Origin of the sequence: Pseudomonas sp. dw_358 (assembly GCF_018449655.1) — a bacterium.
GTDB lineage: Bacteria > Pseudomonadota > Gammaproteobacteria > Pseudomonadales > Pseudomonadaceae > Aquipseudomonas.
The window spans coordinates 197,998-214,735 of the sequence record NZ_JAAVUX010000004.1 but is presented as its reverse complement, the minus strand read 5'-3'; the positions used below and the strand labels follow the sequence as shown (position 1 = coordinate 214,735).

The following is a 16,738-nucleotide window of genomic DNA, read 5'->3' as shown; positions in this document are numbered from 1 at the left end:
GCGAGACAGTCCCTAACTACAAACACTGCAACCTGGCCCGTGCCGTGCGGGCCGATCAAGGAGCACCACGATGCCCTCCCTCGATAGCCTGAACACGCTCAAGACATTGCAAGTCGACGACCGCCAGTATCACTATTTCAGCCTGCCCGACGCCGCTCGAGCCTTGGGCGATCTGCAGAAACTGCCCATGTCCCTCAAGGTCTTGCTGGAAAACCTGCTGCGCTGGGAAGACGGACAGACGGTCACCGGCGATGACCTCAAAGCCTTGGCCGCGTGGCTGCACGAGCGCCGCTCGGACCGTGAAATCCAGTACCGCCCGGCCCGGGTGCTGATGCAGGATTTCACCGGGGTGCCCGCCGTGGTCGATCTGGCGGCCATGCGCGCCGCGGTGGCCAAGGCCGGTGGCGACCCGCAGCGGATCAACCCGCTGTCGCCAGTGGACCTGGTGATCGACCACTCGGTGATGGTCGATCACTATGGCAATGCCGATTCGTTCGGCGAAAACGTCGATATCGAGATGCAGCGCAACGGCGAGCGCTACGCCTTTCTGCGCTGGGGCCAGAGTGCCTTTGACAACTTCAGCGTCGTGCCACCGGGTACCGGTATCTGCCATCAGGTCAACCTCGAATACTTGGGCCGTACGGTCTGGACCAAAGAGGAAGACGGTCGCACCTACGCTTTTCCCGATACGTTGGTCGGCACTGACTCCCACACCACCATGATTAACGGGCTCGGCGTGCTGGGCTGGGGCGTGGGTGGCATCGAGGCGGAAGCGGCCATGCTCGGCCAACCGGTGTCGATGCTGATTCCCGAAGTGATCGGTTTCAAATTGACCGGCAAGCTGCAAGAAGGTATTACCGCCACCGACCTGGTGCTGACCGTCACACAAATGCTGCGCAAACACGGCGTGGTAGGCAAATTCGTCGAGTTCTACGGCGACGGCCTGGCCGACCTGCCGCTGGCCGACCGCGCTACCATTGCCAACATGGCCCCGGAATATGGTGCCACTTGCGGCTTTTTCCCGGTGGACGATATCACCCTGGGTTACCTGCGCTTGTCCGGCCGGCCCGACGCCACGGTGAAACTGGTGGAGGCCTACTGCAAAGCCCAGGGCCTGTGGCGCCTGCCTGGCCAGGAGCCGGAATTCACCGACACCCTGGCGCTGGACATGGACAGCGTCGAAGCCAGCCTCGCCGGCCCGAAACGCCCACAGGACCGGGTCTCGCTGGCCAAGGTGAAGCAGACCTTCGACGATTTCCGTGGCCTGCAACTGCACCCCTCGGGCCATGACGAAGGCCGTCTTGAAAGCGAGGGCGGTGGCGGCGTGGCCGTAGGCAACGCCGATCAGGCCGGGGATGTGGCCTACACCTGGGGCGGCGAAACCCATCACCTGCGTCATGGCGCCGTGGTGATTGCAGCGATCACTTCCTGTACCAACACCTCTAACCCCAGCGTGATGATGGCGGCAGGCCTGGTGGCGAAAAAAGCCATCGAGAAAGGCCTGCAACGCAAACCCTGGGTCAAGACATCGCTGGCACCGGGCTCCAAAGTGGTGACCGACTACTATAAGGCCGCCGGCCTCACCCGTTACCTGGATGAGCTGGGTTTTGACCTGGTCGGCTACGGCTGCACCACCTGTATCGGCAACTCCGGCCCGCTGGACGAGCCCATCGAAAAGGCCATCCAGAACGGCGACCTGGCCGTAGCCTCGGTGCTGTCGGGCAACCGCAACTTCGAAGGTCGAGTGCACCCGCTGGTGAAAACCAACTGGCTGGCCTCGCCGCCGCTGGTGGTGGCCTACGCCTTGGCCGGGACCGTGCGCATCGACATCAGCAGCGAGCCGCTGGGCACCGGCAGCGATGGCGAGCCGGTCTACCTGCGGGATATCTGGCCCAGCCAGCAAGAGATCGCCGACGCGGTGGCAAAGGTCGACACCGCCATGTTCCATAAGGAATACGCTGAAGTCTTCGCTGGCGATGCGCAGTGGCAGGCCATTGAAGTGCCCCAGGCCGCCACCTACGTCTGGCAGGACGACTCCACCTATATTCAGCACCCGCCATTTTTCGACGGCATCGCCGGTCCTCTGCCCGTCATCGCCGACATCACCGGTGCCCGCACCCTCGCCCTGCTGGGCGACTCGGTGACCACCGACCACATCTCTCCCGCCGGCAACATCAAGGCCGACAGCCCTGCTGGCCGCTATCTGCGGGAAAAAGGTGTGGAGCCGCGGGACTTCAACTCCTACGGCTCGCGGCGCGGCAACCATGAAGTGATGATGCGCGGCACCTTCGCCAATATCCGTATCCGCAACGAGATGCTCGGCGGCGAAGAAGGCGGCAACACGCTCTATGTGCCAACCGGCGAGAAAATGCCCATTTATGATGCGGCCATGCGCTATCAACAGGATGGCACCCCGCTGGTGGTCATCGCCGGGCAAGAGTACGGCACCGGCTCAAGCCGCGATTGGGCGGCCAAGGGCACCAATCTGCTGGGGGTCAAGGCGGTCATCGCCGAGAGCTTCGAGCGGATTCACCGCTCCAACCTGGTGGGCATGGGGGTCTTGCCCCTGCAGTTCACCGACGGGCAAAGCCGCAAGATCTTGAAGCTGACAGGCCGGGAAACCCTGGATGTGTTGGACGTAAGCGAGGCCGTGCGCCACCCCCATGCGAGCCTGAAACTGCGCATCACCCGTGAAGATGGCTCGGTGGAAACCGTATCGCTGCTGTGCCGCATCGATACCTTGAATGAAATCGAGTACTTCAAGGCCGGGGGCATCCTGCATTACGTATTACGCCAGTTGATCGCCGCCTGAGCCGCGCCGCAAGGCACCGTGAAGACAACCGCCAGCCAGCCGTTCAAGCTGCGCGGTTGTTCGACTACCCAATCACGTGTATAAAAAATCCCGGTTTTAATTGACTCGCGTCAATAAAACCCGTCAAACACAAAAATCATTCTCAACTCCAGACGCCGGGGGCCGACACTCTGTCAAAGCCTTCCGGAATCATGAGCCATGCGCAACAACCAACCCATTACCCAGCGTGAACGGACTTTCCCGGCAGAGCAGCGGTTGATCTCGACCACTGACGCCAAGGGTATGATCACTTACTGCAACGATGACTTCGTGGAGATCAGCGGGTTTACCCGTGACGAGTTGATTCATGCGCCGCACAACACTGTGCGCCACCCGGACGTGCCCCCGGCCATCTTCGAGCACATGTGGAGCACCCTCAAACAGGGCAAGGCCTGGATGGGCATCGTCAAAAACCGTTGCAAGGACGGCGGCTTTTACTGGGTAAATGCCTACGTCACGCCAATTTTCGAAAACCGTCAGGTGGTGGGTTACGAATCGGTCCGCGTCAAACCGACCGCCGAACAGGTTGCCCGCGCCCAGGCGCTGTACCAGCGCCTCAATCGCGGCAAACCGGCGATTCGCGCGTCCGATCGCTGGCTGCCAGTGGTGCAGAACTGGCTGCCATTCATTCTGGTCAGCCAGATCGGCTTTCTTATCGGGCTATGGCTCGACAGCGTCTGGGGCTTCGCCTTGGCCGCACTGCTCTCCGTGCCCTTGGGCCTGCTGGGCCTGAGCTGGCAACAACGGGGTATCAAACGCCTGCTCCTGCTGGCCGACCAGACTACGTCCGACCCGCTGCTGGCACAAATGTACACCGACAGCGGTGGTGCATTGGGGCGCCTGGAAATGTCGCTGCTCAGCCAGGAAGCCCGCATGAAAACCTGCCTGACCCGCCTGCAGGACACTGCCGAGCACTTGACCGGCCAGGCCAGGCAGTCCGACACCCTGGCCCAGAAAAGCTCGGTGGGCCTGGAACGTCAGCGCGTGGAAACCGAACAGGTCGCCGCCGCCATCAATGAAATGGCGGCTACCACCGTGGACGTGGCCAGTCACGTGCAGCGCACTGCCGAGGCGACCCAAGAGGCTAACCGCCTGACCCGTCAGGGCCGTGATATTGCCGGCGAAACCCGCACCGCCATTCAGAAGCTGTCTGACGCGGTGGGCGAAACCGGGCGCACCGTGACCCAGTTGGCCAAGGACAGCAACGAGATCGGCGGGGTGGTGGACGTGATCAAAGGGATTGCCGATCAGACCAACCTGCTGGCCCTGAACGCCGCGATCGAAGCCGCGCGCGCCGGCGAAATGGGTCGTGGCTTTGCCGTGGTGGCCGATGAGGTTCGTCAGTTGGCGCAACGCACCACCGAGTCCACCGGGCAGATCCACGGCCTGATCGCCAAACTCCAGCACACCGCCACCGCCGCCGTGCAGACCATGGACGCCGGCCACCGCCAGGCCGAAGAAGGCGTGACACGGGTACAGCAAGCCGATGAAGCCCTGCAGGGCATCAGCCAGGCCGTCGCCCATATCACCGACATGGCCACTCAGATCGCTGCCGCCACCGAACAACAAAGTGCCGTGGCCGAAGAGATCAGCCGCAATATCAGCACTATCTCGATCCTGGCCGATGAAACCAGCGAACAGGCGCAGAGCTCGGCCATGCTCAGTGAAGCGCTGACTCGCACGGCCAACAGCCAGTATTCCTTGGTGGAGCGGTTCAATCGGTAGATGAAGTTCGCCCCGTGGCAAGGCTTGCCTGCGGGCAACGGGGCCCAACGGCAGAGCGCATGGGTTTTGCGGCCTCTGCCTCAGGCCAGGAAGGCGGCGATCCGATCCACTGCCGTCTGCAGGTGATCAGCATGCCGATAACCCGAAGCCTTCAGCGGCTTGAGGTCATGGTCACCCGAGGCCAGCCAGAACACCTCGATCCCCTCGCTCAGCTCATACTGGGCGACCGCCTCGGCATTCCCCAGCGCATCCCGCTCACCCTGCACGATCAAGGCTGGGGTGCGCAGTTCAGCGAGGTGTTCGACCCGGGGTTTTTCCGGTTTGCCGACTGCGTAGAACGGGTAGCCCAGGCTCACCAGCGCATCGGCCCTTAACTCGTCGGCCACCAGACTGGCCATGCGCCCGCCCATGGATTTGCCGCCGATGGCCAGCTTGCCGCCCACCAGCGGTCGCACCAGACTGTAGACCTGCCGCCAGCTCTCCAGCAATGTGGGCTGGCGATCAGGCGGGCGCTTTCCGCCTTGCTCGCGGCGCAGCGCCATGTACGGGAACTCGAAGCGCAGTACACTCACGCCGCCCACTGCCAGGCGTTCAGCCATGGTCTGCATGAAGTCACTGTCCATGGGCGCGCCGGCGCCATGGGCGAGGATCAGGCAGGGTGGCTCGCTGCCGTCGCTGCGAGCGGGTGCCGGGTTCCAGAGCCAGCCGTTATCGGCGACACGTTGCTGCCATTGATCGTCCTGTCGGGCGGGAAGAGGATGCTGTTTCATAAGCCACTCGGTCAGCTTGAGGTAAAATTCCCGGCGTTTTTCAACCGATCTCTGGAAACATCATGAAAACATTCGCCAAGGCTCTAAATCAAGGTTCATAGAAACAGCCTGCGCAACCGAACCACCGCTATTGCTGACCACTTGGTCAGCTTTTTCTTGACAGCCCCACAGCTCCGGCGCCTATGATCGCGCGCTGCTTGTACGGGCACCGTCCCGGCGCATGGCGCCCGGCGTCAAAAAACAACAACATCTGAACCGTGGACATTAGCATGAGCACAGTAATCAGTCCGACCGCCTACAACTACAAGGTGGTGCGTCAGTTCGCCATCATGACGGTTGTGTGGGGCATTGTCGGTATGGCCGTTGGAGTGTGGATCGCCTCGCAATTGGTCTGGCCGCAGCTGAACCTCGACCTGCCCTGGACCACCTTTGGCCGCCTGCGGCCCCTGCACACCAACCTGGTGATCTTTGCCTTCGGTGGCTGCGCGCTGTTCGGCACCTCTTACTATGTGGTGCAGCGCACCTGCCAGGTGCGGCTGATCCACGACGGCCTGGCCGCCTTTACCTTCTGGGGCTGGCAGGCGGTGATCATCGGCGCGCTGATCAGCCTGCCCATGGGCTACACCACCACCAAGGAATATGCCGAACTGGAATGGCCCATCGCGATTTTGCTGGCCGTGGTGTGGGTCGCTTACGCCATGGTGTTCTTCGGCACGATCATGGCGCGCAAAACCCGCCACATCTATGTGGCCAACTGGTTTTACGGCGCCTTCATCGTGGTCACGCTGATGCTGCACATCGTCAACCATGTGTCGCTGCCGGTCAGCCTGACCAAGTCCTACTCCGCCTATGCCGGCGCCACCGACGCGATGATCGAATGGTGGTACGGTCACAACGCCGTGGGCTTTTTCCTTACCACCGGTTTTCTCGGCATGATGTATTACTTCGTGCCCAAGCAGGCCGAACGCCCGGTGTATTCCTATCGGCTGTCCATCGTGCATTTCTGGGCGCTGATCACGCTGTACATCTGGGCCGGCCCCCACCACCTGCACTACACGGCGCTGCCGGACTGGGCGCAATCACTGGGCATGGTGATGTCGATCATCCTGTTGGTGCCCAGCTGGGGCGGCATGATCAACGGCATGATGACCCTCTCCGGCGCCTGGCATAAGCTGCGCACCGACCCGATCCTGCGCTTTCTGGTGCTGTCGCTGGCGTTCTATGGCATGTCGACCTTCGAAGGCCCGATGATGGCCATCAAGACGGTGAACTCGCTGTCCCATTACACCGACTGGACCATTGGCCATGTGCATGCCGGCGCCCTGGGCTGGGTGGCGATGATCACCATCGGCTCCCTGTACCATATGATCCCGCGGCTCTGGGGTCGCGACCATATGCATAGCATCAAGCTGATCAACCTGCACTTCTGGCTGGCCACTGTCGGTACCGTGCTGTACATCTGCGCCATGTGGGTCAACGGCATCACCCAGGGCCTGATGTGGCGGGCGATCAACGAAGACGGCACCCTCACCTATTCCTTCGTCGAATCGCTGCAGGCGAGCATGCCCGGCTACATCGTGCGGGTGATCGGCGGGGCGATCTATGCCAGCGGCATGCTGGTGATGGCCTATAACGTCTGGCGCACCGTGCGCGGTGCCAACGCTGAACAGGCGCAAGCCGCCGCGCAGATTGCCGTTGCGGGGGCGCACTGATGAACCACGAGATCATTGAAAAGAACATCGGCCTGATGGCCCTGCTGATGGTGGTCGCAGTAGCCGTCGGCGGCCTGACCCAGATCGTCCCGCTGTTTTTCGAAGACGTCACCAATCAGCCTATCGTCGGCATGAAGCCGCGCCCGGCGCTGGAGGTCGAAGGCCGTGACGTGTTCATCGCCAACGGCTGCGTGCAGTGCCACTCGCAGATGATCCGACCGTTTCGCGCCGAGACCGAACGCTACGGCCATTATTCGGTGGCCGGTGAAAGCGTCTGGGACCATCCGTTTCTCTGGGGCTCCAAGCGCACCGGGCCGGACCTGGCGCGTGTCGGCGGCCGCTACTCGGATGACTGGCACCGCGCGCACCTGATGAACCCGCGCGATGTGGTGCCCGAGTCGATCATGCCGGCCTACCCCTTCCTGGCGACGACGCCGGTGGACAGCAGCCTGACCGCGAAAAAACTCAAGGTCCTGCGCGAACTGGGCGTGCCCTACACCGACGCCGACCTCACCGGCGCGGCGGCGGCCGTCCAGGGCAAGACCGAAATGGACGCACTGGTGGCCTACCTGCAAGGCCTGGGCACTCTGATCAAAAGCAAACGGTGATTGCCATGGACATCGGAACCATTCGAGGCCTGGGTACCGTGGTGGTATTCATCGCCTTCATCGGCTTGGCCCTCTGGGTTTTCAGCGGTCGACGCAAGTCGGATTTCGACGAGGCCAACCTGCTGCCGTTCGCCGACGACCCGGAGGCCATGGCCCAGATGATCAGACAAAAACAACAACAAGAAGAAGATAACAAGGGCCCCAAGCCATGAGCACTTTCTGGAGTGTGTACGTCACCGTCCTGACCTTGGGCACGCTGGTGGCCATGGTCTGGCTGCTGTTCTCCACCCGCCGCGGCCAGCGCAAGGAAACCACCGAACAGACCGTGGGCCATACCTACGATGGCATCGAGGAATATGACAACCCGCTGCCGCGCTGGTGGTTTCTGCTGTTCATCGCCACGATCATCTTTGCCCTCTGCTACCTGGCGCTGTACCCCGGCCTGGGCAATTTCAAAGGCCTGCTGCCGGGCTACGACTACCTCGACGCCGACAAGAAAATCCAGTTTGCCAACGGCAAGACCGGCTGGAGCAGCGTCCACGAGTGGGAAAAGGAAATGCATCAGGCCGACCTGCAGTACGGGCCGATCTTCGCCAAATTCGCCGCCATGCCCGTGGAAGAAGCGGCCAAGGATCCGCAGGCGTTGAAGATGGGCGGCCGCCTGTTCGCCTCCAACTGCGCCGTGTGCCACGGCAGCGATGCCCGTGGTCAGTTCGGCTACCCCGACCTCACCGATGCCGACTGGCGCTGGGGTGGGGAACCCGCAACAATCAAGACCACCCTCATGAACGGCCGACATGCCATCATGCCGGGCTGGACGGCGGTGATCGGCGAGCAAGGCGTAGCCGATGTCTCGGCCTATATCATCAAGGGGCTCAACAACCGCCCACTGCCTGCCGATATCAAGGCTGACCCGGTCAACGGCGCCAAGGTCTTCGGCACTGCCTGCGTCGCGTGCCACGGTGCAAACGGCCAAGGCAACCCCCTGATGGGCGCGCCCAACCTCGCCCACGCGGCGGCCTTCATCTATGGGTCGAGCTTTGCCCAATTGCAGCAGACCATCCGTTACGGCCGCCAAGGCGTGATGCCGGCCCAGGCACAGTTGCAAGGTAACGACCGGGTCCATCTGCTGGCGGCCTATGTGTACAGCCTGTCTCATCCCGCCGACCCCGCTACCCACGAAGCCCAGTGACATGAGCGAGCTGATCCCCCACCAGGACCTGACCGTCGAGCTGTACGCCGCACGCCGGCACGTCTACACCCGGGCTTTCACCGGCCTGTTTCGCAACGTGCGTCGGGCCGTGGGTGCGATGCTGCTGTTGCTGTTTTTCGCCACGGGCTGGCTGAACATGGACGGCCGCCAGGCGGTGTGGTGGGACCTGCCGGCGCGCAAGTTCTACGTACTCGGCGCGACCTTCTGGCCCCAGGACTTCATCCTGTTGTCAGGGCTGCTGATCGTCGGCGCCTTCGGCCTGTTCTTCGTCACGGTCTGGGCCGGGCGGTTGTGGTGCGGGTACGCCTGCCCGCAAAGCGTGTGGACCTGGATATTCATGTGGTGCGAGAAAATCACCGAAGGCGATCGCCATCAGCGCATCCGCCTGGACCAGGCGCCCATGGGCCTGGGCAAGTTCACCCGCAAGTTCATCAAGCATGGCCTGTGGCTGTTGCTGGCACTGGCGACGGCCTTGACCTTTGTGGGTTATTTCAGCCCGATACGCGCCTTGGCAGTCGAGTTTTTCCAGGGCCAGGCCGATGCCTGGGCCTACGTCTGGGTCGGTTTGCTGACCGTGGCCACCTACGGCAACGCCGGCTGGCTGCGCGAACAGGTGTGCATCTATATGTGCCCCTACGCGCGGTTCCAGAGCGTGATGCTGGACAAGGACACGCTGATCGTTTCCTACGACGCGGCGCGCGGTGAACAACGCGGCCCTCGGCGCAAGGACGCTGCCCGTGGCGCCGACGGCCTGGGCGACTGCATCGATTGCACGATGTGCGTGCAGGTCTGCCCCACCGGCATCGATATTCGCCAAGGCCTGCAGATCGAATGCATCGGCTGCGCGGCCTGTGTCGATGCCTGCGACAGTGTGATGGACAAGATGGACTACCCCCGCGGCCTGATCCGCTACACCACCGAACAGCAACTGGCCGGGCAGCCGACCCGCACCCTGCGCCCGCGCCTGCTGGGCTATGCCGCCGTGCTGGTGGTCATGCTGATGCTGCTCGCCAGCGCTTTTGTCCTGCGTCCGCTGGCCGGGCTGGACGTCAGCAAGGACCGCATGCTCTACCGCGAGAACAGCGCCGGGCGCATCGAAAACGTCTACACCCTCAAGGTCATCAACAAGGACCAGCACGCCCACACTTACACCCTGGCCGCCGAAGGCCCCGATGACTTGCAATGGCAGGGGCAGCGACAAGTGCGGCTGGCGGGCGGCGACATGGCCACGCTGGTGGTGCAGTTGTCGGTCGCGTCGGCCCCGCAGACCACCCAGAAGCTGACCTTCACCCTGCGCAACGAACAGGGTGCCACCGTCAACGCTGCCAGCCGCTTCACTGGCCCGGCCGCGCGCTGAGCATTTATTTCAGGAGTCACCGCCATGCCCGTCGCCACCGCCGACAGCCCTTGGTACCACCACCTCTGGCCCTGGATCATCATTGCCGTGCTCAGTACCTCGGTGACCTTGACGTTGATCATGGTCACCATCGCGGTGCGCAACCCCGACAACCTCGTCACCGATAACTATTACGAAGCCGGCAAGGGCATCAACCGCTCTTTGGACCGCGAGCTGCTGGCTCAGGACCTCGGCGCCCGCGCCACAGTGCGCCTGGACGAACTGAACGGTGAAGTCGACCTGCGCCTGCACGGCCGCAGCCAGCCGGACACCCTGGAGTTCAACCTGATCTCGCCGACCCAGCCGGAAAAGGACCGCAAGGTCACCCTGCGCCGCAGCGAAGCCGAGCCCGGCCGCTATGTCGGCACCCTGGTGGACATCGTCGAAGGACGCCGCTTTGTCGAGCTGCTCGGACAACAGGACGGCCAGACATGGCGCTTGTTCGAGGAAGAGCAGGTCAGCAAGGACCATCCACTGGAACTGGGCGACGAGCCGTTGCAGGGTGTGCAGAAGCCGTGAACCTGAGCGCCCTTCTACCCTGTTACCACTGCGCGCTGCCTGTGCCGGCCGGCCAGCGGTTCCGTGGGTCAGTGCTGGGCGAACAGCGCGACTTTTGCTGCCCCGGCTGCCAGGCCGTGGCCGAGGCCATCGTCAACGGCGGGCTGGATCACTACTACCGGCACCGCAGCGAGAAATCGCTCAATCCCCAGGAACTGCCGGCACAGTTGCCCGACGAACTGGCCCTCTATGACCGCGCCGACGTACAGGCGCCGTTCGTGCATCACCAGGCGCAGTCGAGCGAGATCACCCTGATGGTCGAGGGCATCAGTTGCGCCGCGTGCGGCTGGTTGATCGAAAAACACCTGCGCAGCTTGCCTGCTGTGGTCGAGGCGCGCCTGAACCTGTCCAACCATCGCTTGCTGGTGCGCTGGCAGACTGCCGAGTTGCCCTTGAGCCAGTTGCTAGGCGAGCTGCGCCAGATCGGCTATGCCGCGCACCCTTGGCAAGCCGACCGTGCGGCCCGGCAACAGGCCGCTGACAATCGTACGGCGCTGCGCCAATTGGGCGTGGCGGGGCTGCTGTGGTTTCAGGCGATGATGGCAACCATGGCCACCTGGCCCCAGTTCAATCTCGACCTCAGCCCGCAGTTGCACGAAATACTGCCCTGGGTGGCGATGTTTCTGACCACGCCGATTGTCTTCTACAGTTGCCGGCCGTTCTTCAAAGCGGCGGCCCGGGGCCTGCGTCAGGGGCAGTTGAGTATGGATCTGTCGGTGTCTCTGGCCATCGGCGGCGCATACGGCGCCGGGATCTGGACCGCCATCAGCGGCCAAGGCGACCTGTATTTCGATGCTGTGGGCATGTTTGCCCTGTTTCTGCTCAGCGGCCGCTACCTGGAGCGCCGCGCCCGCGAGCGCACAGCACAGGCCACTGCGCAACTGGTCAACGTGTTGCCCGTGTCGTGCCTGCGGCTCGACAAGCAGGACCAGGCCGAGCGGATCCTGCTCGGCGAATTGCAGCTGGGCGAACGGGTGCTGGTGCCGCCTGGCGCCGTGATCACCGTGGACGGGCGCGTTCTGAGCGGGCACTCCAGCGTCGACGAGTCGTTGCTGACCGGTGAATACCTGCCCCTCAAGCGCGGGCCGGGCGACGAGGTGACCGCCGGAACCCTCAATGTCGAAGGTCCGTTGACCCTTGAAGCGCTGGCCTTGGGCGCCGACACTCGACTGTCGGCCATCGTGCGCCTGCTGGAACGCGCCCAGGCGCAAAAGCCGGCCATGGGCCGCCTGGCTGACCGCGCCGCTCAGGCTTTTGTGCTGATCTCGCTGGTGCTGGCAGCGGTAGTCGGGCTGGTCTGGTGGCAGATGGAGCCGGGGCGGGCCTTTTGGGTGGTGCTGGCGATGCTGGTTGCCACCTGCCCTTGCGCGCTGTCCCTCGCCACCCCCACCGCGCTTACGGCCGCCACCGGCAGCCTGCACCGCCTGGGCCTGCTGTTGACCCGGGGCCATGTGTTGGAAGGGTTGCAACAGATCGACACAGTGGTGTTCGACAAGACCGGCACTTTGACCGAAGGTCGCCTGAGCCTGCGCGCCGTGCAACCTTTGGGCACACTGTCGGCAGACGCTTGCCTGATGCTCGCCGCCGCCCTGGAAAACCGTTCCGAGCACCCCATTGCCCGAGCGTTCGGCCGCGCCGAGCGGCCCGCGCAGTCGGTCCAAAGCGTCCCGGGAAGGGGCTTGCAGGGTGAGGTGGATGGCCGTCTGCTACGTATCGGTGACGCCGATTTTGTCACCGACCTGAGCGCCGGACCCGCGCCAGCCGTACCGGACAACAGCGGCTTGTGGTTGATGCTCGGAGATGCCGATGGCGCCCTCGCCTGGCTGGTGCTGGATGACCCGGTGCGCAGCGATGCCGGCCTGCTGCTGGACCGTTGCCGCGCGCGGGGCTGGCAGACGGTGTTGCTGTCCGGCGACCGCTCCGCACGGGTCGCCCAGGTGGCCATGGAATTGGGCATTGGCGACGCCCGTCGAGGCCTGAGCGCCGAGGCGAAACTGGCGGCGGTGCGCGAATTGCAGGCTCAAGGCCACAAGGTGCTGATGATCGGTGACGGGGTCAACGATGTGCCGGTGCTGGCGGCCGCCGACATCAGCGTGGCCATGGGCTCGGCCAGTGACCTGGCGCGCATCGGCGCTGACGCCGTGCTGCTGTGCAACCGCCTCGGTGCGCTGGCCCAGGCCCTGGACGTGGCTGCGCGTACGCGTCGGGTGATCCTGCAGAATCTGGTCTGGGCGGCGCTGTACAACGGCTTGATGCTACCCTTCGCGGCGCTGGGCTGGATTACCCCGATCTGGGCGGCAGCGGGCATGTCCCTCAGCTCGCTGACCGTGGTTCTCAACGCCCTGCGCCTCACGCGCCTGAAGGAAACCCGCTGATGCCTGCGCTGTACGTCATGATTCCCGCCGCGGTGCTGCTGGTGGGCATCGCCCTCTATATCTTTTTCAAGGCCGTGGACGGCGGCCAGTACGACGACCTCGACAGCCCGGCCCACAGCATCCTGTTCGATGACCAGGACCCCAACCACACCGATGCGGTGAAGCCCCCTCCCCGTGACCCCCATGATTGAATTCGCCCCCCTGCTGACGTCGGCGCTGGTCCTCGGCCTGCTGGGCGGCGGCCATTGCCTGGGCATGTGCGGCGGCCTGATGGGCGCGCTGACCTTGGCCATTCCGGCCGAGCAGCGTCAACGCCGCTGGCGGCTGCTGCTGGCCTACAACCTTGGCCGGGTCGCCAGCTACGTACTGGCCGGCCTGTTGCTGGGCAGCGCCGGCTGGGCCGTGGCCAACAGCCCGGCCGCGATGTTGTTGCGGGTTGTCGCCGCCTTGCTGCTGATCGCCATGGGCCTGTACCTGGCCGGCTGGTGGAGCGGCCTGACCCGCATCGAGTCGCTGGGCCGTGGGTTGTGGCGGCATCTGCAACCCCTGGGCCGTCGCATCCTGCCGGTCACCAGCTTGCCTCGTGCCCTGCTACTGGGCGCCCTCTGGGGCTGGCTGCCCTGCGGGCTGGTGTACAGCAGCCTGCTGTGGGCCGCCAGCCAAGGCAACGCCTGGCACAGTGCAGCGCTGATGCTCGCGTTCGGCATCGGCACCTGGCCGGTGCTGATCGCCACGGGCCTGGCCGCCGAGCGCACCCGTGCAGTGCTGCAACGCCGGGGGGTGCGCCAGGTCGGCGGCGTCCTGGTCATGCTGTTCGGCCTGTGGACGCTGCCAGGGCCCCATCAGCACTGGTTGATGGGACATTGATCTGGATCAATGTTTGGCGAACTACACCGACGGGCGCCCCTACGGTTTGATCTGCAACCAGTTAAGCTGTGCAGCAATATGTTTAAGGAAATCGATGCCATGACCGAGCCCGTCAAATCGCGCGCCAGCCATCAAACCCACTGCAAGGATTGCAGCCTCGCCCCCCTCTGCCTGCCACTGTCCCTGGAACTGGCCGACATGGACGCCCTGGACAACATCGTCAAGCGCGGCCGGCCGCTGCACAAGGGCGAGCTGTTGTTCCGTCAGGGGGATACCTTCAGTTCGGTGTACGCCGTGCGTTCCGGCGCCTTGAAGACCTTGAGCCTGAGCAACGGCGGCGAAGAGCAGATCACCGGCTTCCACCTGCCCAGCGAGCTGGTGGGATTGTCCGGCATCGACAACGAGATCTATCCGGTGTCGGCCCAGGCGCTGGAAACCACCACCGTGTGCGAGATCCCCTTCGAGCGGCTGGACGAACTGGCCGCGCAACTGCCACAGCTACGTCGACAGTTGATGCGGGTCATGAGCCGGGAGATCCGCGATGACCAGCAAATGATGCTCCTGTTATCGAAAAAGGCGGCGAACGAACGCATCGCCAGCTTTCTCGTCAACCTGTCCACGCGCTTCAGCGCACGGGGCTTTTCTTCCCAGCACTTCCGGCTGAACATGTCGCGCAATGACATCGGTAATTTCCTGGGCCTGGCGGTGGAAACCGTGTCGCGGGTATTCACGCGCTTTCAGCAAGACCAGTTGATTACCGCCGGAGGCAAGGAAGTGCACATTCTCCAGCCGGCGGCCCTGTGCGCTGTGGCCGGCGGTTCGCTGGACGGCTGATGACGGCACGGGCGTTCTGGCAGGTATAATGCCGCCCATTCAATTGCCTGCCAGGACACCCTTCGAATGGTCTTCGACGAACCGAGCTTCAAATCCCTGATCCGCCCCGTGGTGGACTTCCCCAAGCCGGGGGTGATCTTTCGCGACATCACGCCGCTGTTCCAGTCGCCCAAGGCCATGCGCCTGGTGGTCGACAGCTTCGTGCACCGCTACATCGATGCCGACTTCAGCCACATCGGCGTAATGGATGCACGGGGGTTTCTGATCGGCTCCATCGTTGCCCACGAACTGAACAAGCCGCTGATCCTGTTCCGCAAGCAAGGCAAACTGCCGGCTGACGTGCTGAGCGAAAGCTACCAGACCGAATACGGCGAAGCCTTCCTGGAAGTGCACGCCGACAGCCTCTGCGAAGGCGACGCCATGGTGCTGTTCGACGACCTGATCGCCACCGGTGGTACCCTCATCGCCGCCGCCAACCTGGCGCGCCGCATGGGCGCCCGCGTCTACGAAGCCGCCGCCATTATCGACCTGCCCGAGTTGGGCGGCTCACAGCGCCTGGTGGAGTTGGGGATTCCTGCGTTTACCTTGACGAAGTTTTCGTTGACAGAGTATTGAGGGGCTGGTGTGTGTCTTGAGATTTCATGCAGGGTGGCCAGTACTGCCGCTGGATGAGATCTCAAGCCATACACTCCCCCTCACAACGCAATCGGCTTGCGCCCCGCAAACGAATGCGCCAGCGTCCCGCCATCTACCAGCTCCAGCTCGCCGCCCAAGGGCACGCCGTGGGCGATGCGCGAGGCTATCAGGCCTTTGCTGGCCAGCAACTGGGCGATGTAATGGGCGGTGGCCTCGCCTTCGACGGTCGGGTTGGTGGCCAGGATAACTTCGGCAAAAGTGCCCTGTTCTTCGATGCGTGCCATCAGTTGCGGGATACCGATGGCGTCCGGCCCCAGGCCATCAAGCGGCGAGAGGTGGCCCTTGAGCACGAAGTAACGGCCACGGTAGCCGGTCTGTTCCACTGCGTACACATCCATCGGGCCTTCCACCACGCACAGCAGGGTGTCGTCCCGACGGGTGTCGGCGCATTGCGGGCAGAGTACTTCTTCGGTCAGGGTCCGGCACTGGCGGCAGTGGCCGACACCCTCCATGGCCTGGCCAAGCGCCTGCGCCAAGCGGCTGCCACCACTGCGGTCGCGTTCGAGCAACTGCAAGGCCATGCGCTGGGCAGTTTTCTGGCCGACGCCGGGCAGAATGCGCAGGGCGTCGATCAGTTGGCGGATCAGGGGGCTGAAACTCATGCTGCTCTCCACGGTGAAGCGTCGGCCAAGGCCCGCAAGAACGCGGTTTATACGCGCGCGACCCAACAGGGTCAAGGCACCCAGGGTCAAGGCGCTGAAAAAGCAAAAAACCGGGCGCCTGGCCCGGTTTCAACCTTGCATCACGGCCCTAGAACGGCAGCTTCATGCCCGGTGGCAATTGCATGCCGGCGGTCATGCCGGACATCTTCTCGGTGCTGCTGGCTTCGATCTTGCGCACCGCGTCGTTGACGGCTGCGGCGATCAGGTCTTCGAGCACGTCCTTGTCTTCCTGCATCAGACTGTCGTCCAGGCTCACGCGCTTGACGTCATGGCGACCGGTCATTACCACGCTGACCAGGCCTGCGCCCGATTGCCCGGTCACTTCGGCGTTGGCCAGCTCTTCCTGCGCCTTGGCCATTTTTTCCTGCATCTGCTGAGCCTGCTTCATCAGGCCGGCCATGCCACCTTTCATCATGGGGATCACCTCATCGGTTGATTGGTCTTGCACCGGGCGCGGGAATGTCCGGCGCC

Annotated in this window: 16 protein-coding genes; 13 read left to right on the top strand and 3 right to left on the bottom strand. The window is 63.7% G+C overall.

The window, feature by feature from the left end; all coding sequences use genetic code 11:
* The first annotated feature begins 70 nt into the window (after positions 1–70).
* Positions 71–2,812: an aconitate hydratase AcnA gene (gene acnA / locus HB675_RS08635; RefSeq protein ID WP_213877692.1), complete on the top strand. Its 2,742-nt coding sequence runs from the start codon at positions 71–73 to the stop codon at positions 2,810–2,812.
* 198 nt (positions 2,813–3,010) lie between these two features.
* The gene (locus HB675_RS08630) at positions 3,011–4,576 is read left to right on the top strand and encodes a PAS domain-containing methyl-accepting chemotaxis protein (protein ID WP_213877690.1); all 1,566 of its coding nucleotides are present in this window, start codon (positions 3,011–3,013) and stop codon (positions 4,574–4,576) included.
* 80 nt (positions 4,577–4,656) lie between these two features.
* Here the strand turns inward: HB675_RS08630 and HB675_RS08625 are convergent, their stop codons facing one another.
* Positions 4,657–5,346 (bottom strand): alpha/beta family hydrolase, encoded by a 690-nt coding sequence (locus tag HB675_RS08625; RefSeq protein ID WP_213877687.1) that lies wholly within the window; start codon positions 5,344–5,346, stop codon positions 4,657–4,659.
* A gap of 269 nt (positions 5,347–5,615) precedes the next feature.
* Here HB675_RS08625 and ccoN point away from each other — a divergent pair, with 269 nt between their 5' ends.
* The 11 genes from ccoN to HB675_RS08570 all read left to right on the top strand — a co-directional run bounded on the left by ccoN (position 5,616) and on the right by HB675_RS08570 (position 15,524).
* Positions 5,616–7,058, top strand: coding sequence for a cytochrome-c oxidase, cbb3-type subunit I (gene ccoN, locus HB675_RS08620; RefSeq protein WP_213877685.1), 1,443 nt, complete (start codon positions 5,616–5,618; stop codon positions 7,056–7,058).
* Positions 7,055–7,666: a cytochrome-c oxidase, cbb3-type subunit II gene (gene ccoO / locus HB675_RS08615; protein ID WP_213877916.1), complete on the top strand. Its 612-nt coding sequence runs from the start codon at positions 7,055–7,057 to the stop codon at positions 7,664–7,666. Before ccoN ends, ccoO begins: the two co-directional genes overlap by 4 nt.
* Positions 7,667–7,671: 5 nt before the next feature.
* Positions 7,672–7,878, top strand: coding sequence for a cbb3-type cytochrome c oxidase subunit 3 (locus HB675_RS08610; protein ID WP_213877684.1), 207 nt, complete (start codon positions 7,672–7,674; stop codon positions 7,876–7,878).
* Positions 7,875–8,858 carry a cytochrome-c oxidase, cbb3-type subunit III gene (gene ccoP / locus HB675_RS08605; protein WP_213877678.1) on the top strand — a complete coding sequence of 328 codons (984 nt, stop codon included), beginning with the start codon at positions 7,875–7,877 and terminating at the stop codon, positions 8,856–8,858. Before HB675_RS08610 ends, ccoP begins: the two co-directional genes overlap by 4 nt.
* A 1-nt stretch (position 8,859) precedes the next feature.
* The gene (gene ccoG / locus HB675_RS08600) at positions 8,860–10,236 is read left to right on the top strand and encodes a cytochrome c oxidase accessory protein CcoG (protein WP_213877676.1); all 1,377 of its coding nucleotides are present in this window, start codon (positions 8,860–8,862) and stop codon (positions 10,234–10,236) included.
* A gap of 24 nt (positions 10,237–10,260) precedes the next feature.
* Positions 10,261–10,794 carry a FixH family protein gene (locus tag HB675_RS08595; RefSeq protein WP_213877674.1) on the top strand — a complete coding sequence of 178 codons (534 nt, stop codon included), beginning with the start codon at positions 10,261–10,263 and terminating at the stop codon, positions 10,792–10,794.
* A gap of 2 nt (positions 10,795–10,796) precedes the next feature.
* Positions 10,797–13,208 (top strand): heavy metal translocating P-type ATPase, encoded by a 2,412-nt coding sequence (locus HB675_RS08590; protein WP_213877914.1) that lies wholly within the window; start codon positions 10,797–10,799, stop codon positions 13,206–13,208.
* Complete coding sequence (ccoS, locus tag HB675_RS08585; protein ID WP_213877672.1) at positions 13,208–13,399, top strand: cbb3-type cytochrome oxidase assembly protein CcoS; 192 nt, start codon at positions 13,208–13,210, stop codon at positions 13,397–13,399. Before HB675_RS08590 ends, ccoS begins: the two co-directional genes overlap by 1 nt.
* Positions 13,392–14,075: a sulfite exporter TauE/SafE family protein gene (locus HB675_RS08580; protein ID WP_213877670.1), complete on the top strand. Its 684-nt coding sequence runs from the start codon at positions 13,392–13,394 to the stop codon at positions 14,073–14,075. Before ccoS ends, HB675_RS08580 begins: the two co-directional genes overlap by 8 nt.
* A 99-nt stretch (positions 14,076–14,174) precedes the next feature.
* Positions 14,175–14,909, top strand: a complete 735-nt coding sequence (gene fnr / locus HB675_RS08575; RefSeq protein ID WP_213877668.1) for a fumarate/nitrate reduction transcriptional regulator Fnr — start codon at positions 14,175–14,177, stop codon at positions 14,907–14,909.
* Between the two features lie 66 nt (positions 14,910–14,975).
* Positions 14,976–15,524 (top strand): adenine phosphoribosyltransferase, encoded by a 549-nt coding sequence (locus HB675_RS08570; protein ID WP_213877665.1) that lies wholly within the window; start codon positions 14,976–14,978, stop codon positions 15,522–15,524.
* Between the two features lie 80 nt (positions 15,525–15,604).
* Here HB675_RS08570 and recR read toward each other — a convergent pair whose 3' ends face one another.
* Together recR and HB675_RS08560 are read right to left on the bottom strand one after the other, a co-directional pair.
* A complete protein-coding gene (gene recR, locus HB675_RS08565; RefSeq protein WP_213877663.1) occupies positions 15,605–16,207 on the bottom strand; it encodes a recombination mediator RecR in 603 nt (200 codons plus the stop codon).
* 148 nt (positions 16,208–16,355) lie between these two features.
* Positions 16,356–16,682 carry a YbaB/EbfC family nucleoid-associated protein gene (locus HB675_RS08560; protein WP_213877661.1) on the bottom strand — a complete coding sequence of 109 codons (327 nt, stop codon included), beginning with the start codon at positions 16,680–16,682 and terminating at the stop codon, positions 16,356–16,358.
* Positions 16,683–16,738: the final 56 nt, after the last annotated feature.

Bases quoted from the DNA above. Each gene is read 5' to 3' on its own strand.
- HB675_RS08580 (WP_213877670.1), top strand. From the start codon at position 13,392: ATGATTGAATTCGCCCCCCTGCTGACGTCGGCGCTGGTCCTCGGCCTG.
- ccoG (WP_213877676.1), top strand. From the start codon at position 8,860: ATGAGCGAGCTGATCCCCCACCAGGACCTGACCGTCGAGCTGTACGCC.
- ccoP (WP_213877678.1), top strand. From the start codon at position 7,875: ATGAGCACTTTCTGGAGTGTGTACGTCACCGTCCTGACCTTGGGCACG.
- HB675_RS08625 (WP_213877687.1), bottom strand. From the start codon at position 5,346: ATGAAACAGCATCCTCTTCCCGCCCGACAGGACGATCAATGGCAGCAA.
- ccoN (WP_213877685.1), top strand. From the start codon at position 5,616: ATGAGCACAGTAATCAGTCCGACCGCCTACAACTACAAGGTGGTGCGT.
- HB675_RS08595 (WP_213877674.1), top strand. From the start codon at position 10,261: ATGCCCGTCGCCACCGCCGACAGCCCTTGGTACCACCACCTCTGGCCC.
- acnA (WP_213877692.1), top strand. From the start codon at position 71: ATGCCCTCCCTCGATAGCCTGAACACGCTCAAGACATTGCAAGTCGAC.
- HB675_RS08570 (WP_213877665.1), top strand. From the start codon at position 14,976: ATGGTCTTCGACGAACCGAGCTTCAAATCCCTGATCCGCCCCGTGGTG.
- ccoS (WP_213877672.1), top strand. From the start codon at position 13,208: ATGCCTGCGCTGTACGTCATGATTCCCGCCGCGGTGCTGCTGGTGGGC.
- HB675_RS08630 (WP_213877690.1), top strand. From the start codon at position 3,011: ATGCGCAACAACCAACCCATTACCCAGCGTGAACGGACTTTCCCGGCA.
- recR (WP_213877663.1), bottom strand. From the start codon at position 16,207: ATGAGTTTCAGCCCCCTGATCCGCCAACTGATCGACGCCCTGCGCATT.
- HB675_RS08610 (WP_213877684.1), top strand. From the start codon at position 7,672: ATGGACATCGGAACCATTCGAGGCCTGGGTACCGTGGTGGTATTCATC.
- fnr (WP_213877668.1), top strand. From the start codon at position 14,175: ATGACCGAGCCCGTCAAATCGCGCGCCAGCCATCAAACCCACTGCAAG.
- HB675_RS08560 (WP_213877661.1), bottom strand. From the start codon at position 16,682: ATGATGAAAGGTGGCATGGCCGGCCTGATGAAGCAGGCTCAGCAGATG.